The sequence below is a fragment of the Bacteroides luhongzhouii genome, assembly GCF_009193295.2.
Taxonomy (GTDB): Bacteria; Bacteroidota; Bacteroidia; order Bacteroidales; family Bacteroidaceae; genus Bacteroides; species Bacteroides luhongzhouii.
The window spans coordinates 321,986-343,840 of record NZ_CP059973.1 but is presented as its reverse complement, the minus strand read 5'-3'; the positions used below and the strand labels follow the sequence as shown (position 1 = coordinate 343,840).

The following is a 21,855-nucleotide window of genomic DNA, read 5'->3' as shown; positions in this document are numbered from 1 at the left end:
TATAGACAATGGTCAATCCTCATTTATTAGGATTTGTTCACCATAGAGGACGCGTCAGATCCGGTCAGCCTCGATATACCCGTTCATTACCGCATAAATAGTCAGTCCGGAGACGGATTTGATGCCTAATTTCTCTGTGATATTTTTCCGGTGAGTGATAACGGTGGTCAGGCTGATATTCAGTTTATCTGCAATTTCTTTGTTGATTAATCCTTTGGTTATCAGTACGAGCACTTCTATTTCACGGGAAGATAAAATCTCCTGATGAGGTTGTGTCGGAGGCATGGACGGCATGTCTTTCACCGGATAGCCGTTGTGGTGGGCGTGTTGGTGGAGTTTCAATATATTTTTCACCAGCTCTTCCTCGGATTCATGGATGTTGAGTACAGGCACGCCGGACAGTTGGAATTGCGGACTGTCACTTGCTAATACAATCGTTTTTCGTTTCCGGGGGAGAAAGAAAGCATTGTGCTCCACGTAAATCTGCGCAGAAATGAAATAATGGGCATACATATCCGGCGTATCATCCATCAGTTCACTGAATTGATGGAAGGTGCGTATGGTTGCCATAGGAATCATTTCTTCCAGGATTCCTTTCAGGCCGAGACTGGTTAGTGTGTTTGCTTCTACAATGGCTATTTCGGGTTGATGATTCATTTTCATGTAGTTTTAGTTAGCGATTAAAATAATTGGCTACGGCTTCCGCACACCGTTCTCCATCCACTCCGGCAGAAACAATTCCTCCAGCATAGCCTGCGCCTTCTCCGCAAGGGAATAATCCGCGAACGGTTGTATGTTGCAATGTCTCTTTATCGCGTACGATGCGAACGGGAGAAGAAGTACGTGTCTCTATGCCGATCATCACCGCCTCATTAGTGAGGAAGCCATGACTGTAACGTCCGAATTGCTGGAAACCGAGAGATAATCTTTTGCTGATAAACTCCGGCATCCAGAAATGAAGCGGAGAAGAAATCAATCCCGGACTGTAGGAAGATTCGGGTAAGTCGTAACTCAATTTCTTGCGGGTGAAGTCCTGCATACGCTGTGCCGGTGCTGTCTGCCTTCTGCCTCCTTGCAACCAGCATTGGCGTTCCTGTTCTTCCTGAAAGTGAAGAACGGACAGCAGTTGTGAATTGATTTCAGAAAGTTGAGCACTATTTAGATTAGGATTAAGAGCCAGCAGCTGTTCATTTCGTCGCGCAACCGATTCTCCGTTGTCCACTTTTACTTCTTCATTAATCAAGTCCTCCGGTTGCACTTCCACCACCATGCCCGAATTGCTCCATCGCGAGCCACGATTAGAAGGAGACATACCGTTCACTACCACTTGCTCCGGTCCGCTGGCGGCAGGAACAATGAAACCGCCGGGGCACATACAGAAGCTATACACTCCTCTGCCTTCAACCTGCGTGACGAAGCTGTATTCTGCGGCAGGCAGATACTTGCCTCGCCCTTCCTTACTATGATATTGTATCTGATCGATCAACATTGCCGGATGCTCTAAACGGACACCGACTGCAATGCCTTTCGCTTCAATCGCCACATTATTCGCAGCCAACCAACGATATACATCTCTCGCCGAATGTCCGGTTGCCAGTATCACAGGTCCGAGAAAAGTCTTTCCTGTGTTTGTTTCGATACCTTTTACTTCATCATTCTCGATAATCAGTGCCTCCATTCGTGTCTGGAAATGTACTTCTCCGCCACATTCGATGATGGTATTCCGCATATTTTCAATGACACGTGGCAACTTATCTGTCCCGATATGCGGATGCGCGTCTACTAATATTGCCGTAGAAGCCCCATGCTGGCAGAATACATTCAATATCTTGTCTACATTCCCTCTCTTCTTGCTCCGGGTATAGAGTTTCCCGTCCGAATAAGCTCCTGCACCTCCTTCGCCAAAACTGTAATTCGATTCCGGGTCAACCGTGTGTTCCCTGCTGATCTGTGCTAAATCTTTTTTCCGCTCACGCACGTCTTTTCCGCGCTCGATAACAACGGGACGTAATCCCAGTTCGATGAGACGCAGGGCAGCAAATAGTCCGCCGGGGCCTGCGCCTACGACAATCACTTGCGGCTTTCCCTCTACCTTATTATATATAGTATGCTCGTATTCGTCATCCTTAGGCATCTCACGGATGTACGCCCGTACCTTCAGATTGACGAAGATGGTCCGTTGCCGTGCATCGATGCTTCGTTTCAAGATTCGGGTAGCAGTGATGTCACGCAGGTTCAACCCTTTTTCTTTAGAAAGATATTCCTTTAGTTTCTGTTCGTTTGCTGCGATTTCGGGAAGTATGCGGAGTTGGTATTCTTGTATCATTTAGTTATTGTTGATATTATTTTCTACTATAAAATTGATAAAGCAGATCATTTATTCATCAGTGATATGTATCAGTGCTTATCCAAATAAAGCCCTGAATGCCTCTTCTACCTTTCTCACCGGAACTAACTCGATCTTCAGTTTCTTAGTGTCAATGCCTTGCAGATTGTATTTGGGCAACAAGAATCGTTTGAAGCCTAATTTTTCGGCTTCACCGATACGTTGTTCTATTCGATTCACAGGACGTATCTCTCCCGACAATCCGATTTCTCCCGCCATACAAACTTCCGGCTCAATGGCTGCGTCCATATTGGAAGAAAGGATGGCACTGATAACCGGCAAGTCGATAGCCGGGTCATTTACTTTCAGTCCTCCGGCAATATTCAGAAACACATCTTTCTGTGCCAGCTTAAATCCGACACGCTTTTCGAGAACAGCCAGCAACATATTCATTCTTCTTAAATCAAAACCGGTTGCCGAACGTTGAGGATTTCCATAAACGGCAGAACTGACCAAAGCCTGTGTCTCGATCAAGAACGGGCGTATCCCTTCGATAGCGGAAGCAATAGCTACTCCACTCATTCCCTCATGGTCCTGACTAAGCAAAAGTTCGGAAGGATTATTCACCTGGCGCAACCCATCCTGACGCATTTCATAAATACCTAACTCTGCCGTACTGCCGAAACGATTCTTGATACTGCGCAGAATACGATACATATAATGCTGGTCGCCTTCAAATTGAAGAACAGTATCTACGATGTGTTCCAACACTTTAGGTCCTGCAATACTTCCTTCCTTATTAATATGACCGATCAGCAACACAGGAGTATGCGTTTCTTTCGCAAAACGAAGAATAGAGGCCGAACACTCTCTGACTTGCGCAATACTTCCGGGAGATGATTCGATACTCTCGGTCGAAATGGTCTGTATAGAGTCGATAATCACTAGATCGGGATTCGTATTCTTGATATGCACATAAATTTGTTCGAGCGAAGTTTCACAAACGATCAGGCAATCGCTGGAAGTATCGGAGAGACGGTCGGCACGGAGTTTAAGCTGCCGTGCACTTTCTTCACCGGACACATAAAGAATTTTCTTCTCCGGCATGTGCAGTACGGTCTGCATGACGAGTGTGGATTTACCGATTCCCGGCTCACCGCCTATCAGGACAAGAGAACCTTGTACAAGTCCGCCACCCAATACGCGATTCAATTCATCATCGTGCATATTGATGCGTGGCTCATCGTCCGCTTCAATATCGCTAAGTGCCAGTGGCTTGGGTTTCTGTGTCTCAATGCCCGACACCGGGCGGCGGTTGGTAGGTTCTTTCCGTACGATTTCTTCAACATACGTATTCCATTCTCCACACGACGGACATTTACCCACCCATTTCGGTGAATCTTGTCCGCAATTACTGCATACATATACGGTTTTCTCTTTTGCCATTTTATCTCTTATTCTAACTAAATAAGTCTCGTCAACTTGCTTTTGGAGCAAAAGTAACTATAAATAGCCCAAAGCACAAAACAAATCTCATTGATTTTAATTCAATTATGTAAGGCGAATCACAATAATAACTATCTTTGTTGTGATAATACACAAAATTCCGTTCAATATGAATAGTTTGTATATAAAGAATTATAAGAACCTGGAGAGTTTACAAATCGATAAATTGGGACGTGTGAATTTGATAGCAGGTGAAAATAACGTAGGTAAATCTTCGCTATTAGAGGCTGTTTCCATACTTCAATCCGGTGGAAGTCTTGAATGGCTGATGCAATTATTGGAATTCCGTGGTGAGTCAACTGACCGATATGTAGAAAACCACCAACGAAAGGAGTTGGATAGTTTTTTGTCCTTTGTTCCTAATTACGATAATGAGCATAAATTTGAGCTTCCTATTATGCTATCAGATATGGAGCGTAAGGTGGAAATACGATTTGTGTATTTTACGGAGATGCAGATAACGGAAGGTGGCTTTGATAGAACTGTTCGTACTGTTGTCGAGAATTATGACCCAAGTAGTTATTATGAAAATATAGGACTTGGTTTGGAGATTACTCCTTCTCTCGGTCAAAAGATTCTTTATACGTTTAATGGTTCGGTTCCTCGTTCCCAAATGGATTTGTTGAATAAAGTTCAATATGTAAGAATGGGGGATATAAATACAATAAATAATCCTTCTTTGTTTGATAAACTAGCTCTAACTCCATTACAGAAAGAGGTTGTGAAGGCTCTGCAAATAATAGAGCAAAGAATAGTGGATTTGAACTTCTTGAAAGATGATAGACGTAAAAATAGGTTTTCGCGTGAGAGAAATGAGGATGAGCGTGTACCGTATGTTGTGTTTGAGGGAGAATCAAAGCCACGTAGATTAAGTTCTATGGGAGATGGAATAAACCGTATTTTGACTATTATTCTTGCAATGTTGAATACTAAGGAGGGTGTTTTGCTTATTGATGAGTTTGAAAATGGGTTACACTATTCAGTTCAGCAGAAATTATGGAAAGTCATTTTTAGTTTGTCAAGGATGCTCAATATACAGGTTTTCGTAACAACCCATAGCCGTGATGCAATTCGCGCTTTTGTAGCAGAAAATATAGAAAATGACGGGACATTTATTCGTTTAGAGCGGCGTAAAAATAAAGTTGTAGCCGTTACTTACGATAATAAGGAAGACTTGGAGTTGGTATTGGAGCAGGATATTGAAATTAGATAAAACGATAAAATGGCTGACAAGCGGAGAGAAGAAGATTATGCATTCAAATTATTAGTAGAGGGACCGGATGATTTGTTTGTGATAGCGCATTTAAGGGAATTGAATCAATTAGAGGATAATATTTTTATTAAACCATGCGGTTCAGTAGAAAAAGCAATCGAATTATTTCGTATTCTGATAGATAAACAAACTGCCAATAATCGAATATTAGGGCTTGTGATTGATGCGGATTTGAATATGGCCGGGCGTTGGCAACGAATCTCTCAGATATTAGTTGAAAGCGGAAAGTATACAGTACCTGATGTTCTTCCAAATGAAGGGCTGATTCTTTTCCCAAATGATTCTGACGATGTGAAGATTGGAGTTTGGGTGATGCCTGATAATCAATTGAACGGAATGTTGGAGGATTTCCTGGCTAAGTTGGCTGTCAATGACAAAGACTTGTTAGATGAAGTAGATGCCGCTTTGGAAGTAATAGAAGATAAAAAAGTGAATAAGTATAAAGCAATTCATAAATCCAAGGCTCGCATTCATACATTTCTGGCTTGGCAAGAGGAGCCCGGAGTTTCTATGGGAAGTGCAATTGCAAAAAGCTATTTGAGAGCAGACTCTGAACAGGCCATTTTATTTGTGAACTGGCTTAAGAATTTGTTTAGTTAAAACCCTATTTGTTCAACGCGCAAAACAAATTCAGATAAAATCTGTTCAATGCGTAAAACAAACAGGGAATTTACAGAGTTATCTCTCCTGCCATCGAACGATTCATCCGGTCGCGCACCTCGTCCGCTGTATATCCATGTCCCAGTAAGAACATTAATTTAGTCACAGCCGACTCCGTCGTACTGTCATATCCGGAGACAACACCTGCCTGCAACAATTGGTAGCCCGTTTCATAACGTTCCATCTCTACCATTCCTGCGCTGCATTGTGTCACGTTGACAATCACAATTCCACGTTCGCTGGCCTGGCACAGCCGACGTATGAACCATTCCTTCCGAGGAGCATTCCCCGAACCGTATGTTTCGAGCACGACAGCTTTCAATCCGTCAATCCCTAGAATGGTGGCAATCACATTTTCCTGGATGCCCGGGAAGAGTTTCAGCACCACTACATTGGTATCCAACAGATAATGAGGCTTCAATTCCCGCTCCTCACCATTTACGTGAATCTGCACATTATTATATTTGATATGGATTCCGGCTTCCGCCAATACCGGATAATTGAAAGAACGGAATGCGTTGAAGTTTTCCGCATTCATCTTGGTCGTGCGGTTTCCCCGCATCAGATGGTTTTCAAAGAAGATGCATACTTCCGGTACGAGCGCTTTCCCTTCCTTATTTTGTGCGACGGCAATCTCGATGCTGGTCATCAAATTTTCTTTTCCGTCCGTGCGGAGTACACCTATGGGAAGTTGTGAACCTGTGAGGATAACAGGTTTATCGAGTCCTTCGAGCATAAAACTCAATGCCGAAGCAGTGTAAGCCATCGTATCCGTCCCGTGCAGAATGACGAAGCCGTGGTAACGGTCGTAATTTTCATGAATGATGCGTACCAGCTTCCGCCATATATCCGGTTCCATGTCCGATGAATCCATTGGAGGGTCAAACTGATAGGTATCGATCGGGAAGTTGAACTTTTGCAGTTCGGGGATATACTTTTGCAGTTGCTCGAAGTTAAAGTTCTCCAGAGCACCTGTCGCGGCATTCTCGATCATACCAATTGTTCCACCGGTGTATATTAGCAATACGGAAGTATTTAATGGATTCATAAGCTGATTTTGTGCGATTGTTTTCGCAAATATAATAATATATTTGATATATAAGTAGCAAAATGTCATAAAAGTAAAGGCGGATGACAGAACGAATAGAAGGCGGAAGATTCTTTTTATCAGAAAAAAACCGAAAAAAGTGATAGATTGAACGTTTTTATTATTACTTTTGCGACACTTATCAAAAACAAGAGTAGAAACAAGGACTATGATGAAGTACTATCCACATACAGTCACATCCATGTGTACCATGACCCTTAGGGGTTGATGGATAGTTTTTGTGTATCTACGTGATTCACGCTTGTATAAACAGGCAAAATTCAAATTCAATTTTATTCGTAAACAACCAATCGTTCTGTAAAAAGCAAACTGCAGGACATTGCATTTAAATAAGTATCTTCATGAAAGTAATGAAATTCGGCGGGACGTCCGTAGGTTCCGTGAACAGCATTTTAAGCGTAAAGAGAATTGTAGAGTCGGCAGGTGAGCCGGTAATTGTAGTTGTTTCCGCATTGGGAGGCATCACTGACAAATTGATAAATACATCAAAGATGGCGGCAGTAGGAGATTCAGCCTATGAGGGTGAGTTCCGCGAAATCGTTTACCGTCATGTAGAGATGATTAAGGAGGTGATTCCTGCCGGAGAAAAGCAAGTTTCGTTGCAACGTCAGATTGGCGAACTGCTGAACGAATTGAAGGACATCTTCCAGGGAATTTATCTGATTAGAGACCTTTCCGCTAAGACTTCGGATACAATCGTCAGCTATGGTGAACGCCTTTCATCCATTATCGTTACCGAACTGATTGATGGAGCAGAATGGTTCGATTCGCGCACTTTTATCAAGACCGAAAGAAAACATAGTAAACATACGCTGGATACCGACCTGACTAATAAGTTGGTGAAAGAGGCTTTCCGGTCTATCCCTAAAGTGTCACTGGTGCCGGGATTCATCTCTTCAGATAAAACGACAGGAGATGTGACGAACCTCGGGCGTGGTGGCTCGGACTATACGGCTGCCATTATTGCTGCGGCTTTGGATGCGGCAAGTCTGGAAATCTGGACGGATGTAGACGGATTTATGACGGCTGACCCGCGTGTCATTTCAACTGCTTATACCATTACGGAATTGAGTTATGTAGAAGCGACCGAACTTTGTAATTTCGGTGCAAAGGTGGTTTATCCGCCGACTATCTATCCCGTATGTCACAAGAATATTCCTATTATAATAAAGAATACCTTCAATCCGGACGGAGTGGGAACGATTATCAAACAAGAAGTTTCCAACCCGCAGAGCAAGGCTATCAAAGGTATTTCCTCCATCAACGACACCAGCCTGATCACTGTTCAGGGACTCGGTATGGTGGGTGTGATCGGTGTAAACTACCGTATCTTTAAAGCATTGGCTAAGAACGGAATCAGCGTATTCCTCGTGTCGCAGGCTTCATCGGAGAACAGTACTTCTATCGGTGTGCGTAATGCCGATGCCGACCTGGCTTGTGAAGTGCTGAATGAGGAATTCGCGAAAGAAATAGAAATGGGAGAGATTTCTCCGATTCTCGCGGAAAGAAACCTGGCAACGGTTGCTATCGTAGGCGAGAATATGAAACATACCCCGGGTATCGCCGGTAAACTTTTCGGTACGCTGGGACGCAACGGTATCAACGTAATTGCCTGTGCGCAAGGAGCTTCGGAAACAAATATCTCTTTTGTGGTCGATTCCAAATCTCTGCGTAAATCCCTGAACGTCATTCACGACTCTTTCTTCCTCTCCGAATATCAGGTACTGAACCTCTTTATCTGCGGTGTCGGTACGGTAGGCGGCAGCCTCGTAGAACAGATTCGTTGCCAACAGCAGAAACTCATGATGGAAAACGGATTGAAACTCCATGTGGTAGGTATCATTGATGCTGCCAAGGCAATGTTCAGCCGTGAAGGTTTCGACCTTGCCAACTTCCGTAAAGAACTGCTGGAAAAGGGGAAAGACAGTAGTCTGCAAACCATCCGCGACGAGATTATCGGAATGAACATCTTTAATTCTGTATTTGTAGACTGTACGGCCAGCGCCGACATTGCGTCACTTTATAAAGATTTCCTGCAACACAATATCTCTGTGGTAGCAGCCAACAAGATTGCCGCTTCTTCCGCTTACGAGAACTATCGTGAACTGAAAACGATTGCCCGCCAACGTGGTGTGAAATATCTGTTCGAAACAAACGTAGGTGCAGGCCTTCCAATTATTAACACGATCAATGACCTGATTCATAGTGGCGACAAGATTCTGAAGATTGAAGCAGTGCTTTCAGGTACGTTGAACTACATCTTTAACAAAATCAGTGCCGATATTCCTTTCAGCCGTACCATCAAAATGGCACAGGAAGAACGTTACTCCGAACCGGACCCGCGTATCGACTTGAGCGGAAAAGACGTAATCCGTAAACTGGTGATTCTGGCACGTGAAGCCGGATACCGTCTGGAACAGGAAGATGTTGAAAAGAACCTCTTTGTTCCGAATGACTTCTTCGAAGGTTCTCTGGAAGATTTCTGGAAACGTGTTCCAAGTCTCGACGCAGACTTTGAAGCCCGCCGCCAGGTATTGGAGAAAGAAAATAAACACTGGCGTTTCGTAGCCAAACTGGAGAACGGAAAAGCTTCTGTCGGCTTACAGGAAGTAGGTGCCAACCACCCGTTCTACGGTCTGGAAGGTAGCAACAACATTATCCTGCTTACTACGGAACGCTATAAAGAATATCCGATGATGATTCAGGGATACGGTGCCGGTGCCGGAGTTACGGCTGCCGGAGTATTCGCTGATATCATGAGCATCGCGAACGTTTAATTTTCAATTTATGAAGCATATCATTATATTGGGAGACGGAATGGCCGACTGGCCAGTGAAGTCACTAGGGGACAAGACGCTCCTGCAATATGCGAAAACGCCATATATGGATAAATTAGCCCGAATGGGACGTAATGGTCGCTTGATTACCGTGGCAGAAGGTTTCCATCCGGGTAGTGAAGTAGCCAACATGTCTGTGTTGGGATATAATCTTCCGAAAGTGTACGAAGGTCGTGGACCGCTGGAAGCTGCCAGTATCGGCGTGGATCTGAAACCAGGCGAGATGGCAATGCGTTGTAACTTGATTTGTGTGGAAGGAGAAATTCTGAAGAATCACTCCTCCGGACATATATCTACGGAAGAAGCGGACGTATTGATTCAATACTTGCAAGAAAAACTAGGCAATGAACGCGTACGGTTTCACACAGGAGTCCAATACCGTCATCTGTTGGTTATCAAGGGAGGAAATAAAGAATTGGACTGCACCCCTCCGCACGATGTTCCTTTGAAACCTTTCCGCCCGCTGATGGTGAAACCATTGGTGCCGGAAGCACAAGAAACGGCAGATCTGATTAATGACCTGATTCTAAAATCACAGGAACTGTTGAAGAATCATCCATTGAACCTGAAACGCATGGCTGAAGGTAAAGACCCCGCCAATAGTATTTGGCCTTGGAGCCCCGGTTATCGTCCGCAGATGTCTACTTTCTCCGAAACTTTCCCGCAAGTGGAAAAAGGTGCGGTGATTTCGGCAGTCGATCTGATAAATGGAATCGGTTATTATGCCGGGTTGCGTCGTATTGCGGTAGAAGGAGCAACCGGTCTGTATAATACAAATTATGAAAATAAAGTGGCGGCTGCATTGGAAGCCTTGAAAACCGATGACTTTGTCTATCTTCATATCGAAGCCAGTGATGAGGCCGGACACGAAGGAGACATCGACTTGAAACTTCTCACTATCGAGAATCTGGATAAACGTGCCGTAGGACCTATCTACGAAGCTGTGAAAGATTGGGATGAACCGGTAGCAATAGCCGTATTGCCTGACCATCCTACTCCCTGCGAACTTCGCACACACACTTCCGAACCTATCCCGTTCCTTATCTGGTATCCGGGAATTGAGCCGGACGAGGTGCAAACTTACGACGAAGTATCTGCCTGCAATGGTAGTTATGGTGTGTTGAAAGAAGACGAGTTCATTAAAGAATTTATGAAATAATGTTCATCACAGATTACACAGATTCGCGCAGATTTAAAGTGATAAGAGACTTTTGTATTATGTAATAATAGAGAAAATATCTGTGTCAATCTGTGTAATCTGTGGTGAGCACTAAAAATATCATCCCATGAAATATTATAGTACGAATAAACAAGCGCCGGTGGCTTCTTTACAGGAAGCAGTTGTAAAGGGTCTTGCAGCCGATAAAGGGTTGTTTATGCCTATGTCTATCAAGCCTCTTCCACAAGAGTTTTACGATACAATTGATACGTTGTCTTTTCAGGAAATAGCTTATCGTGTAGCCGATGCTTTCTTCGGTGAGGACATTCCTGCCGACACCTTGAAACAGATTGTATATGATACATTAAGTTTTGATGTACCTTTGGTGAAGGTAGCGGATAACATCTACTCGCTCGAACTTTTCCACGGACCGACACTGGCCTTCAAAGATGTAGGCGGTCGTTTCATGGCACGTCTGCTGGGATACTTCATTAAGAAAGAAGGACAGAAGAATGTAAATGTACTGGTAGCCACTTCCGGTGATACGGGAAGTGCCGTGGCTAACGGTTTTCTGGGTGTGGACGGTATTCATGTATATGTGCTCTATCCGAAAGGAAAAGTCAGCGAAATACAGGAAAAACAATTCACTACACTGGGGCAGAACATCACTGCCCTCGAAGTGGACGGAACGTTTGATGATTGCCAGGCATTGGTAAAAGCTGCTTTTATGGATAAGGAGCTGAATGAACATCTATCATTGACTTCTGCCAATTCCATCAATGTAGCCCGTTTCCTGCCACAAGCATTTTATTATTTCTATGCATACGCTCAACTGAAGCGTGCCGGAAAAGCAGATAACGCCGTCATCTGCGTACCTAGCGGAAACTTCGGAAATATCACCGCAGGATTGTTCGGAAAGAAAATGGGATTGCCTGTGAAGCGTTTCATTGCTGCCAACAACCGCAACGATATTTTCTATCAATACCTGCAAACAGGTAAATACAATCCCCGTCCGTCTATTGCAACAATCGCTAACGCTATGGACGTGGGAGATCCTAGCAACTTTGCCCGTGTACTTGATTTGTATAATGGTTCGCATGCTGCTATCTCTGCCGAAATTTCAGGAACAACTTATACCGACGAGCAGATCCGTGAAACGGTGAAAGAAACTTGGAAAGAACATCATTATCTCCTCGATCCTCACGGAGCTTGCGGATACCGTGCATTGGTAGAAGGCTTGAAAGAAGGCGAAACGGGTGTATTCCTTGAAACGGCTCATCCGGCTAAATTCCTTGAAACAGTGGAAAGCATTATCGGTGAATCAGTAGAGATACCTGCCAAATTGCAGGAATTTATGAAAGGCGAGAAGAAGAGCTTGCAAATGACGAAAGAGTTTGCAGATTTCAAGAGCTATTTGCTTTCATTATAGTCAGTCTTAATAGACTGTTAGACAGGGGGATGTGAAGCGTTGTCAGTCTATTGGAATGAAAGAGATATTCTCACCGCAATGAGAAAAAGTTCTCATCACTATGAGTATTTTTTCTCATTGCAATGAGAATATTTTCTCATAGTAATAAAATGTCTTGAGAGTTAATATCGGTTTATATAGAAGCTAGAAATACTAAATACTCTCCCGTGCACTGAATGGTAAAACGATTGCCTGTAGCCTCATTAAGAGTCCCTTGCCACCAATTCGTAAAGTCGCTAAGCGGATAAACCAATCCTTCCCCTTTCAATCCTTTCGCTCCGAAATTGATAATGGATACTTGCTGCCCGGCGTGGGAAACGAAAGTCTGCGTGCCACTTGCCGGAATAAATACTCCGTAATCCGTAACTGTCCGCACTTCCATACCGCTTTTCATATAATCCAGCAGCAAACTGATATTTCCCAATGTGTGGTCTTCCCGTTTTCCGGTAGCACCGACGATGACTATCTTCCGGTAGCCTTTTTCTTGCAGGAAGTGGACAGCCTTGGTTTGGTCGTTTGTTTCCTGATCGGCTATATGATGAATAATGTCCGAAAAGCGTGTTTTGTTTTCCGAAGAAAGAGAATCTCCGTCACCGATAATCACATCCGGGGTATGTCCACGTAAGATATATTCGTTGGCTGCTCCATCGCAACAAATCACGAATTTAGCCTCTTCCAGTATTTTCAGGGGAAGCGCATGCGTAGGATATTCGCCGTTGGCAAGTATGACGGCTTCGGGAGTATAGTGTTCGCTTATCATTGTATATTCATTAATTTTTTCCATTTAAAGTAGCCAAAGATAGCTATAATGGAGTAAAGTCCGTATAAAGCAGAAGTAAAATAAAGGTCTTTGTAGATATAAAGTCCGCAGCAGACAATATCCACAAGAATCCAGGCAAACCATTGCTCGATATATTTGCGTGCCAGCATCCACATGCCGACAATGCTCAATGCCGTAGTAAAACTATCCAGCCAGGGCACGTTGCTGTCCGTATATTCGATCAGTATCCATGCAATGCCGATAAATGTGGCAATAAATACCAGAAAAAGAGGTAAGTAACATTTCCACGGAGTATGTACGATAGGAAGATTTTTGGGTTCCCTCCCTCCCCACATCCAAAAGAACCAACCGTAGATGGCAGCTATCAGATAGTAGATATTGATACCGAAATCGGCATACAGTCCTGCTTTATAATATACGAAGATATAGATGGCAGGCATCACGATACCTGCTATCCAAAGATAGATACTTGCCCGGTACTCCAACCAAAGGTAGACTAGCCCGACAATCGTACCGAATATTTCCAGAAAATTCAATTCCATAACTCTGTAGTATTAAAAGCGGAAAGAAACATGTCCCATGACGTTTGTTCCTGCCTGCGCTGCATATCCGGCATAGTTTCCCCGATTCTCCACCGTATCGGTGTAATCGCTCGAGGCCCAACCGTTGTTCTCATATTTTTCATTAAACAGATTATATACAGTAAACCCTACCGTGACTTCTTTCAACACCTTCTTGGGGCGGAAAGAGTACGCCAGATTGAGGTTACTGACAAAATATTTATCAAGAGTCAATTCTTCTACTTCTGCATTTGTCATATACTGTTTGCTGACGAATTGCGATTGCAGAGCTGCCTCGAATCCCTTATAAATGAATGAGAAACGGTTATTAAATAGGAAGTCGGGTGAGAAAGCGATGTGAGTGTCTTTATGCTTGATCTGAACAGTCGGGAGGGAAGTAGAACTACCATCTGCATTATAATGGTAACCCGGCAGGCTTTCTACAAAATCCTGGATGCGGTTTTTGCTCCATGTAGCGTTTATGTCCCATTGAAACCATTTACACGGTTTGATTCCCAGCATTAGCTCGACTCCCATACGATAACTGTCCGGTACGTTTTCGGTCAGTGCTTCACCGATGTCATTTAAAGCTCCGGTCAGAACCAGTTGGTCGGTATAATCCATGTAGTAGAAGTTTGCGCCTGCCGTCAACCATTGATTGGCGAAAGTATATCCCGCTTCATAGTCGAGCAGTTTTTCTGCTTTTGGATACGAATCCGGATCGCCATCCGTATAATTGTTCCTTGTCGGTTCTTTTTGAGCTACCGAGAAAGAGGCATAAACGCGATGGTTGGACGTGATATTCCAGTTTAATCCGACTTTCGGGTTAAAGAAATCGAACTTCTTGTCTACTGCCAGTGGACGCAGAGCATTCTTGCTCCAGTCATATTTATCATTGTTGCCGTCGATGGTATAGTCGATGTGTCGATACTGAAGATCGGCATACGCGCTTAGTCCTCTGGTAAGATCGTAGTTTGCTTTCAGATAAATATTGCCATCGGTCTTTTTGGATTTATTGCGGTAATATTCATGATCGGGAGATAGAGTGCCCACATAATTCTTCACCCAGGGAACCCTTCCGAAGTTATTGCCCCGGTATTGATTCAAACCACCTCCCAGAGACGCATTCAGCCTGTTGGCCGTATAATTGAGAGAAAAAACGCCACCGCCGAATTTGTTGTCCATCTTCTTCTGACGGACTAAATCACTTTTGGCTATTTCGGTCCCATCTATTGTGAATGGCTTCAGACCATATTCTATGAGGGATCTGCCGTCTTTGTACTCTTCGTAATAGCCATCGCCTTTGGTATAATGCAAGGCAACGTTCAAGTTCCAGGCTGTTGAGAAAGTATGATTGAAGAGAAGCTGATAATTCTTTTGCAGATAATTGTCCGTTTGGTCGTCATAAAAATGCTTGTTGCCGTTGGCGTCGGTGTACATCTCGCCGCAGGGGTTGTAGCGTCTGCCGAAATCCTCCATTTCCTTTTTGGTTGCGTATCCCCAGGCGTGATATGTCTTTTCTTTTCCGGCGAATGCAATCAGCTTCACAGATGTGTTTTCTGCAAAATAACCTCCTTGCAGGTAGTAAGAATTCAAGTCTACCGAAGCACGGTCTATGTATCCGTCCGTACCGATATTGGAAAGACGGGCGTCAAACGTCCAATGATTATTGAGCAGACCGGTTCCCACTTTCACTGTTTCTTTGTGCGTGTTGAATGAACCGTATGAACCGTTGAATTCGGCATACGGCTTCATGGATGCACCTTCGGTCTGCATATTTACGCTGGCTCCGAAGGCGCCTGCCCCGTTGGTAGACGTACCTGCGCCGCGTTGCACTTGCATATCTTTTACGGAAGAAGAAAAGTCGGGCATATTTACCCAGAACAGATTATGGCTTTCGGCATCGTTCATCGGTATGCCGTTCACTGTGATGTTGATGCGTGTGCCGTCGGTTCCGCGCACGCGAAGGGTCGTGTAGCCGATACCTGCTCCAGCATCCGATGTGGTCAACGTAGAAGGAGTCATGCTCAACAGATAAGGGATATCCTGTCCGAAGTTAACCTTCTTCAATTCCGCTTTGCCTATATTGGTGAATGCCACGGGAGTTTTGGAGGTGGCACGCGTGGATACTACCTGCACTTCTTGCAGGTTTACTACTCTCATACTATCCTTTGCACTCGTCTGTGCATGAACAGTGATGCCTACGCCCGATAAGGCGACGGCCATCCATACAATTTTTTTCATTTTGCTTACTAATTAGTTCTCTACGCCGGCATTACCCGGATCAGATTCTATGGGTATGTTCTCAGCCCGTCATGTTAAGGCACCCCTACCAGTGAATCGGTTACAAAAATACGGCTTTTGCAGGAGGAAAGCAAAAAAAAACTTTTAGATTCACTAAAAACAATATAACTTTGTAAATTGTTGAAATAACAAAACTGCATTTATTCATTTAATATATAATTTAATTATGCTACTATTATTGCAAGCAACACAAGCTGCGGATTCTGTGCAAGTGGCCGCAGATAATTTGATGGAACAAGCGATTGCCAATGCCGACGGCTTGGATAAACTTTCGCTGATTACTCAACAACTGATAGATTTCGGTATTCGTGCCGGAGAACGTATATTGATTGCGGTCCTTGTCTTTGTCGTCGGACGTTTCCTCATCTCGATGCTCAACAAGTTTATCAGACGCCTGATGGATAAACGAAAAGTGGATGTAAGTATCAAAACTTTCGTTAAAAGTCTGGTCAATATTCTGTTGACGATTCTGTTAATCATTTCTGTCGTTGGCGCTCTGGGGGTTGAAACCACTTCGTTCGCAGCTTTATTGGCTTCTGCCGGTGTAGCTGTCGGTATGGCTTTATCCGGCAATCTGCAGAACTTTGCCGGCGGACTGGTTATTCTTTTATTCAAACCTTATAAAGTTGGCGACTGGATAGAAACACAGCAGGGATCATCCGGTACGGTAAAAGAAATTCAGATATTCCATACCATCCTTACTACCGCGGACAACAAACTGATCTATATTCCCAATGGTTCATTGAGTAGTGGAGTAGTGACCAATTACAGCCATCAGGAAACCCGCCGTGTGGAATGGATTGTTGGTATAGATTATGGAGAAGATTATGAGAAAGTGCAGAAAATCGTTTATGAAATTCTTGCTGCTGATAAACGCATCCTGAATGAACCGGCTCCCTTTGTGGCTCTTCATGCGCTGGACGCCAGCAGTGTGAATGTAGTGGCACGTGTATGGGTAAATAGCGGAGATTACTGGGGTGTTTATTTCGATATAAATAAAGCGATTTACGAAACCTTCAATGAAAAAGGTATCAACTTCCCTTTCCCACAACTTACAGTACATCAGGGAAATTAATTATTATACGCTGATTATTCAAAAAAACGAGGGAGTTTCACATTAAGTGGAACTCCCTCGTTTTTGGAAAACTTGTCTGGTGTGATTGAATAAATTTCTTTCTTTTATTTAATGCCGAAATCTTCGGCTAGTTCATATCTATCTTCTTTAATTCCCAGTACATGATTGATCTTTCTCCTTTTCTCTAGATCTTTAAAGTAGTTTTCCACAACCTGATAGAGATCGAAATTTGTGGTTGAGCCTGCGGCTAAATCGAGTGATTCCACCATCTTTTCTACGGCTTGATGGATTTTCTCTGCGTCTATCAGATGCAGTTCGTTGCTGTGTATTAAATATTTTTCCATGACTGCAATGTTTTTAATGTTATGTAGGTATAACATCTCGCAGTCATGGAAAGTTCAATGATTGAATGTTAGATTTTGGCAAGTGCCTGATCCAAATCCGCAATCAGGTCATCAATATGTTCTGTTCCGATGGATAGGCGTACGGTGCCTGGATAAATTTCCTGTTCGGCTAGCTCTTGGGCATTGAGTTGTGAATGGGTGGTGCTCGCCGGGTGGATCACCAATGATTTCACGTCAGCCACATTGGCAAGCAGGGAGAAAATCTCCAGACTGTCGATGAAACGGTGTGCCTCTTCTTGTCCGCCTTTTACCTCGAAAGTGAAGATAGAACCGGCACCGTTCGGAAAATAACGTTGATACAGTGCATGGTCAGGATGGTTGGATAATGACGGGTGATTCACTTTCTTTACTTTCGGGTGATTGTTTAAGAAATTCACTACCTTCAATGCATTTTCCACATGACGCTCTACACGCAAGGAAAGAGTTTCCAGACCTTGCAGCAGGATAAAAGCGTTGAATGGGCTGATGGTAGCTCCTGTATCGCGCAGCAAAATGGCACGGATACGGATTGCATAGGCAGCCGGACCGGCTGCGTCGACAAAGCGTACGCCATGATAGCATGGATCGGGTTCGGTCAGCTGTGGGAATTTGCCGGAAGCTACCCAGTCGAATTTGCCTGAATCCACAATGACTCCTCCCAATGAAGAACCGTGTCCGCCAATGAACTTTGTTGCGGAATGTACTACGATATCTGCTCCGTGTTCGATAGGGCGGATTAAATACGGAGTTCCGAATGTGTTGTCAATAATCAAAGGTATTTTGTGGCGGTGGGCTATTTCTGCCACTGCTTCTATATCAATGATATTTGAATTCGGATTTCCCAAGGTTTCGATAAATACGGCTTTCGTATTTTCCTGAATAGCTTTTTCTAAGTTCGACAAATCGCTTGGATCAACGAATGTTGTTGTGATACCATAGCTGGGCAAGGTATGTGCCAGTAGGTTGTAACTTCCTCCGTAAATGGTTTTGGCTGCCACAATATGATCGCCTGCGCGAGTGATATTCTCGAAAGCATAAGTGATAGCGGCAGCTCCTGAAGCCACTGCCAGTCCTGCTACTCCTCCTTCAAGGGCGGCTACACGTTGTTCAAAAACTCCTTGCGTGGAGTTGGTCAGACGGCCATAGATGTTTCCCGGGTCCTGCAGACCAAAACGTGCGGCTGCATGGGCGGAGTTGTGAAATACATAAGAAGTGGTCTGGTAAATGGGTACTGCGCGGGCATCTGTTGCCGGGTCTGCTTGTTCTTGTCCCACATGAACCTGTAAAGTCTCGAAGTGTAATTTCTTTGTTGCCATAATCGTATATTTTTTAAGTTTATATTCTTTCTTTATTTTCTTGCAAAGTTATGAGATGTAGATATATCGAACAAGATATAGATGAAATATAGAAAATAATGCTATTTTTGTGCCGTCATATAGAATAATGCAACTGCGTTATTCCTGAAAATCACCTTTTAGAAGAATATTTTTCTTATGGATACTTTTGATAAGCTGGATAAAGTAGATTTGCAAATACTCCGTACTTTGCAAGAGAATGCCCGATTGACAACGAAAGAGTTGGCTGCGCGGGTGAGTCTTTCTTCAACTCCTGTTTTTGAACGTCTTAAACGGTTGGAGAGTGGGGGTTATATAAAGAAGTACATTGCCGTATTGGATGCGGAGAAACTGAATCAAGGATTCGTCGTGTTCTGCAGTGTGAAGCTTAGACGCTTGAACAGGGATATAGCGGCAGAGTTTACACGGATCATACAGGACATTCCTGAAGTCACCGAATGTTATAACATATCAGGAAGTTATGATTATCTGTTGAAGATTCACGCTCCCAACATGAAATACTATCAGGAGTTTATTCTGAATGTGTTGGGGACGATTGATAGTTTGGGATCACTGGAAAGTACATTTGTGATGGCAGAAGTGAAGCATCAATATGGGATACATATTTAGTCCTTTGTGTGATAGTCTGAAATTTATCTTGTATATTTGCTATGTAATATAAATCCTGTTTTGCTGACACAATGAAATGGCAACTTTGTAAATAGCTTCGCCCATATGGATTGTAACAATAGAGAGTTCTGCTGCTACAACTGTTTGTGATTTAACGTAAGTCACAAGTTATTTTTTTATTCTATTCAATAAACTATATAAAAGAAGCCATTACAATGAATTCGAACATATATCCTCGTTCTAATGATTTTCAGACTATTTACCTGAATACGGTGATTAAGAATCCTGCTATTATCGTAGGTGATTATACAATATACAATGACTTTGTAAATGATCCGGTTCTTTTTGAGAAGAACAATGTCTTATATCATTATCCGATTAATAAAGACCGCTTGATAATAGGAAAATTCTGCTCCATAGCCTGTGGAGCTAAGTTTCTTTTCAATAGTGCAAACCACACATTGAATTCTTTATCCAATTATACGTTTCCTATCTTTTTTGAGGAATGGAATTTAGATAAGGGAGATGTTACTTCTGCCTGGGATAATAAAGGGGATATAGTAATAGGTAATGATGTATGGATTGGATATGAAGCTGTTATCATGGCAGGAGTACACATCGGGAATGGAGCAGTCATTGCGTCGCGGGCAGTGGTTACTAAAGATGTTCCTCCTTATACAATAGTAGGCGGAACGCCAGCCAGGGAGATTCGGAAACGTTTTGATGAGCAAACGATTGTCCGATTGCAAGAATTGCAATGGTGGGATTGGAGTGTCGAAAAGATCTCCGAATATATACCTGATATTACAGGTGGAAAGATAGAAGAACTGATGAAAAGATAAACAATGCATATATGAAATTTATAATAGAACCCGGAACTTCTGCTGATATAAATGAATTGGAAAAGCTGTATGATGAACTGAATGATTATCTGGCAGGTACGATTAGTTATCCCGGGTGGATAAAAGGTATCTATTCTATTTATTTTATCCAACGGTTTTAAATCGGGAGCCTGTTTTTCTTATAACTTTGCAGCTGATTTTAGAAAAAGAAGTTTGGAATGATAAATAAGTATGAAGCACGGCTAGGTACAGAGCGTATGTTGCCGCTCGTTTTTAAAATGGCGCTTCCCGCAGTAATAGCCCAATTCGTCAATTTGCTGTATAGCATGGTCGACCGTATCTATATCGGACATATTCCGGGTATTGGTACTGATGCGTTGGCTGGGGTAGGAGTGACGACTTCTCTTGTTATACTGATTTCTTCTTTCTCGGCAATTGTGGGAGGAGGGGGTGCGCCATTGGCAGCCATGGCACTGGGACAGGGCGACCGTCTGCGCGCCGGAAAAATTTTGGGGAATGGCTTTGTCTTATTGATACTATTCACCCTGTTCACTTCGTTCATCGCATATACCTTTATGGAACCGATTCTGCTTTTTACGGGTGCTTCGGAAAATACGTTGGAATATGCGGTTGATTACCTTTCCATCTATTTATTAGGAACCGTTTTCGTTGAAATATCTACAGGACTGAATAGCTTCATTAATGCACAGGGACGGCCAGCCATTGCAATGTATTCCGTCTTGATCGGTGCCTTATTGAATATTATTCTTGATCCTATTTTCATTTTTGGGTTTGATATGGGAGTGAAAGGAGCAGCTTTGGCTACTGTATTGTCTCAAGCATGTAGTGCGGCGTGGGTATTGAGTTTTCTCTTTTCCCATCGTGCTTCCTTACCTTTGGAAAAGCGCAATATGCGGTTGAACCGGAAGATTGTATTTGCCATGTTAGCTTTGGGAGTATCTCCATTTATAATGGCAAGTACGGAGAGCCTGGTTGGTTTTGTATTGAATAGCAGTCTGAAAAATTTTGGAGATATTTATGTCAGCGCATTGACTATCTTGCAAAGTGCGATGCAGTTTGCAAGTGTTCCGTTAACCGGTTTTGCGCTGGGATTTGTTCCGATTATCAGTTATAATTATGGTCATGGTGATAAACAACGTGTGAAAGACTGTTTTCGTATTGTGATGATAACTATGTTTTCATTTAATCTGGTATTGATGCTGCTTATGATCTTGTTTCCTACGATTGTTGCATCTGCTTTTACAAGTGATGAAAGACTGATAGAAACAGTCCGCTGGACAATGCCTGTTTTCTTGGGCGGTATGACTATTTTCGGATTACAGCGAGCCTGCCAAAATATGTTTGTAGCCTTGGGACAAGCAAAAATATCTATTTTTATTGCTTTGTTGCGTAAAGTGATTCTACTGATTCCATTGGCATTGGTACTACCACATTATATGGGAGTAACTGGTGTATATGCAGCCGAAGCAATATCTGATGCCACTGCGGCAATTTGCTGTACTTTGTTGTTCTTTTGGCAGTTTCCCAAAATATTGGGAAGGATTCGGGAAAATTCTCTGCCTGTGAACTGAATTTCTTGTTATTAAAC

18 protein-coding genes, 1 pseudogene and 1 riboswitch are annotated in these 21,855 nt (G+C 43.2%); of the genes and pseudogenes, 10 read left to right on the top strand and 9 right to left on the bottom strand.

What is annotated here, in order from left to right; genetic code table 11:
- Positions 1–54: 54 nt before the first annotated feature.
- From GD631_RS01255 to radA, 3 genes are all read right to left on the bottom strand, one after another.
- A complete protein-coding gene (locus GD631_RS01255; protein WP_143260005.1) occupies positions 55–657 on the bottom strand; it encodes a response regulator transcription factor in 603 nt (200 codons plus the stop codon).
- Positions 658–673: 16 nt separating this feature from the next.
- Positions 674–2,326, bottom strand: a complete 1,653-nt coding sequence (locus tag GD631_RS01250) for an NAD(P)/FAD-dependent oxidoreductase (RefSeq protein WP_143260004.1) — start codon at positions 2,324–2,326, stop codon at positions 674–676.
- A gap of 78 nt (positions 2,327–2,404) precedes the next feature.
- Entirely contained in the window at positions 2,405–3,772 is a 1,368-nt protein-coding gene (gene radA, locus GD631_RS01245) for a DNA repair protein RadA (RefSeq protein WP_143260003.1), read from the bottom strand.
- Positions 3,773–3,941: 169 nt separating this feature from the next.
- Between radA and GD631_RS01240 the strand changes: the two genes are divergently transcribed.
- Together GD631_RS01240 and GD631_RS01235 are read left to right on the top strand one after the other, a co-directional pair.
- Positions 3,942–5,045: an AAA family ATPase gene (locus GD631_RS01240; protein ID WP_143260002.1), complete on the top strand. Its 1,104-nt coding sequence runs from the start codon at positions 3,942–3,944 to the stop codon at positions 5,043–5,045.
- Between the two features lie 9 nt (positions 5,046–5,054).
- A complete protein-coding gene (locus tag GD631_RS01235; RefSeq protein WP_143260001.1) occupies positions 5,055–5,705 on the top strand; it encodes a DUF3226 domain-containing protein in 651 nt (216 codons plus the stop codon).
- A gap of 70 nt (positions 5,706–5,775) precedes the next feature.
- On the opposite strand, the gene GD631_RS01230 is transcribed toward GD631_RS01235, so the two are convergent.
- Positions 5,776–6,813: an asparaginase gene (locus GD631_RS01230; protein ID WP_143260000.1), complete on the bottom strand. Its 1,038-nt coding sequence runs from the start codon at positions 6,811–6,813 to the stop codon at positions 5,776–5,778.
- 401 nt (positions 6,814–7,214) lie between these two features.
- Between GD631_RS01230 and thrA the strand changes: the two genes are divergently transcribed.
- From thrA to thrC, 3 genes are all read left to right on the top strand, one after another.
- Entirely contained in the window at positions 7,215–9,650 is a 2,436-nt protein-coding gene (gene thrA / locus GD631_RS01225; RefSeq protein WP_143259999.1) for a bifunctional aspartate kinase/homoserine dehydrogenase I, read from the top strand.
- Positions 9,651–9,660: 10 nt separating this feature from the next.
- Positions 9,661–10,869, top strand: a complete 1,209-nt coding sequence (locus GD631_RS01220) for a cofactor-independent phosphoglycerate mutase (RefSeq protein ID WP_143259998.1) — start codon at positions 9,661–9,663, stop codon at positions 10,867–10,869.
- A 127-nt stretch (positions 10,870–10,996) separates the two neighbouring features.
- The gene (gene thrC, locus GD631_RS01215) at positions 10,997–12,298 is read left to right on the top strand and encodes a threonine synthase (protein WP_008640729.1); all 1,302 of its coding nucleotides are present in this window, start codon (positions 10,997–10,999) and stop codon (positions 12,296–12,298) included.
- Between the two features lie 172 nt (positions 12,299–12,470).
- On the opposite strand, the gene GD631_RS01210 is transcribed toward thrC, so the two are convergent.
- Genes GD631_RS01210 through GD631_RS01200 form a run of 3 tightly spaced genes read right to left on the bottom strand, consistent with a single transcriptional unit; the run spans position 12,471 to position 15,922 of the window.
- Positions 12,471–13,097: a thiamine diphosphokinase gene (locus GD631_RS01210; RefSeq protein WP_143260056.1), complete on the bottom strand. Its 627-nt coding sequence runs from the start codon at positions 13,095–13,097 to the stop codon at positions 12,471–12,473.
- Complete coding sequence (gene pnuC, locus GD631_RS01205; protein WP_143259997.1) at positions 13,094–13,660, bottom strand: nicotinamide riboside transporter PnuC; 567 nt, start codon at positions 13,658–13,660, stop codon at positions 13,094–13,096. Before pnuC ends, GD631_RS01210 begins: the two co-directional genes overlap by 4 nt.
- A 12-nt stretch (positions 13,661–13,672) precedes the next feature.
- A complete protein-coding gene (locus GD631_RS01200) occupies positions 13,673–15,922 on the bottom strand; it encodes a TonB-dependent receptor (protein WP_143259996.1) in 2,250 nt (749 codons plus the stop codon).
- Positions 15,923–16,019: riboswitch (TPP riboswitch) on the bottom strand. It lies immediately after the preceding gene.
- A gap of 129 nt (positions 16,020–16,148) precedes the next feature.
- Between GD631_RS01200 and GD631_RS01195 the strand changes: the two genes are divergently transcribed.
- Positions 16,149–17,057 (top strand): mechanosensitive ion channel family protein, encoded by a 909-nt coding sequence (locus GD631_RS01195; RefSeq protein ID WP_143259995.1) that lies wholly within the window; start codon positions 16,149–16,151, stop codon positions 17,055–17,057.
- A gap of 104 nt (positions 17,058–17,161) precedes the next feature.
- Here GD631_RS01195 and GD631_RS01190 read toward each other — a convergent pair whose 3' ends face one another.
- Together GD631_RS01190 and GD631_RS01185 are read right to left on the bottom strand one after the other, a co-directional pair.
- Positions 17,162–17,401, bottom strand: coding sequence for a hypothetical protein (locus GD631_RS01190; RefSeq protein ID WP_004306417.1), 240 nt, complete (start codon positions 17,399–17,401; stop codon positions 17,162–17,164).
- A gap of 68 nt (positions 17,402–17,469) precedes the next feature.
- Positions 17,470–18,756, bottom strand: a complete 1,287-nt coding sequence (locus GD631_RS01185) for an O-acetylhomoserine aminocarboxypropyltransferase/cysteine synthase family protein (protein ID WP_143259994.1) — start codon at positions 18,754–18,756, stop codon at positions 17,470–17,472.
- 177 nt (positions 18,757–18,933) lie between these two features.
- On the opposite strand from GD631_RS01185, the gene GD631_RS01180 reads away from it, so the two are divergent.
- The 4 genes and pseudogenes from GD631_RS01180 to GD631_RS01165 all read left to right on the top strand — a co-directional run bounded on the left by GD631_RS01180 (position 18,934) and on the right by GD631_RS01165 (position 21,838).
- Complete coding sequence (locus GD631_RS01180; protein WP_118220020.1) at positions 18,934–19,404, top strand: Lrp/AsnC family transcriptional regulator; 471 nt, start codon at positions 18,934–18,936, stop codon at positions 19,402–19,404.
- Between the two features lie 215 nt (positions 19,405–19,619).
- A complete protein-coding gene (locus GD631_RS01175; RefSeq protein WP_143259993.1) occupies positions 19,620–20,246 on the top strand; it encodes a CatB-related O-acetyltransferase in 627 nt (208 codons plus the stop codon).
- A gap of 11 nt (positions 20,247–20,257) precedes the next feature.
- Positions 20,258–20,386 (top strand): annotated as a pseudogene (locus GD631_RS01170) (GNAT family N-acetyltransferase); the annotation flags it as partial.
- A gap of 78 nt (positions 20,387–20,464) precedes the next feature.
- Positions 20,465–21,838, top strand: coding sequence for an MATE family efflux transporter (locus GD631_RS01165; protein ID WP_143259992.1), 1,374 nt, complete (start codon positions 20,465–20,467; stop codon positions 21,836–21,838).
- Positions 21,839–21,855 lie beyond the last annotated feature (17 nt).

What these genes read in the sequence shown, in the direction of transcription:
- GD631_RS01185 (WP_143259994.1), bottom strand. Translation starts at nt 18,756, where the DNA reads ATGGCAACAAAGAAATTACACTTCGAGACTTTACAGGTTCATGTGGGA.
- GD631_RS01250 (WP_143260004.1), bottom strand. Translation starts at nt 2,326, where the DNA reads ATGATACAAGAATACCAACTCCGCATACTTCCCGAAATCGCAGCAAAC.
- GD631_RS01255 (WP_143260005.1), bottom strand. Translation starts at nt 657, where the DNA reads ATGAATCATCAACCCGAAATAGCCATTGTAGAAGCAAACACACTAACC.
- GD631_RS01165 (WP_143259992.1), top strand. Translation starts at nt 20,465, where the DNA reads ATGATAAATAAGTATGAAGCACGGCTAGGTACAGAGCGTATGTTGCCG.
- GD631_RS01190 (WP_004306417.1), bottom strand. Translation starts at nt 17,401, where the DNA reads ATGGAAAAATATTTAATACACAGCAACGAACTGCATCTGATAGACGCA.
- GD631_RS01240 (WP_143260002.1), top strand. Translation starts at nt 3,942, where the DNA reads ATGAATAGTTTGTATATAAAGAATTATAAGAACCTGGAGAGTTTACAA.
- radA (WP_143260003.1), bottom strand. Translation starts at nt 3,772, where the DNA reads ATGGCAAAAGAGAAAACCGTATATGTATGCAGTAATTGCGGACAAGAT.
- GD631_RS01195 (WP_143259995.1), top strand. Translation starts at nt 16,149, where the DNA reads ATGCTACTATTATTGCAAGCAACACAAGCTGCGGATTCTGTGCAAGTG.
- GD631_RS01235 (WP_143260001.1), top strand. Translation starts at nt 5,055, where the DNA reads ATGGCTGACAAGCGGAGAGAAGAAGATTATGCATTCAAATTATTAGTA.
- GD631_RS01230 (WP_143260000.1), bottom strand. Translation starts at nt 6,813, where the DNA reads ATGAATCCATTAAATACTTCCGTATTGCTAATATACACCGGTGGAACA.
- pnuC (WP_143259997.1), bottom strand. Translation starts at nt 13,660, where the DNA reads ATGGAATTGAATTTTCTGGAAATATTCGGTACGATTGTCGGGCTAGTC.
- GD631_RS01175 (WP_143259993.1), top strand. Translation starts at nt 19,620, where the DNA reads ATGAATTCGAACATATATCCTCGTTCTAATGATTTTCAGACTATTTAC.
- GD631_RS01210 (WP_143260056.1), bottom strand. Translation starts at nt 13,097, where the DNA reads ATGATAAGCGAACACTATACTCCCGAAGCCGTCATACTTGCCAACGGC.
- thrC (WP_008640729.1), top strand. Translation starts at nt 10,997, where the DNA reads ATGAAATATTATAGTACGAATAAACAAGCGCCGGTGGCTTCTTTACAG.
- GD631_RS01200 (WP_143259996.1), bottom strand. Translation starts at nt 15,922, where the DNA reads ATGAAAAAAATTGTATGGATGGCCGTCGCCTTATCGGGCGTAGGCATC.
- GD631_RS01220 (WP_143259998.1), top strand. Translation starts at nt 9,661, where the DNA reads ATGAAGCATATCATTATATTGGGAGACGGAATGGCCGACTGGCCAGTG.
- thrA (WP_143259999.1), top strand. Translation starts at nt 7,215, where the DNA reads ATGAAAGTAATGAAATTCGGCGGGACGTCCGTAGGTTCCGTGAACAGC.
- GD631_RS01180 (WP_118220020.1), top strand. Translation starts at nt 18,934, where the DNA reads ATGGATACTTTTGATAAGCTGGATAAAGTAGATTTGCAAATACTCCGT.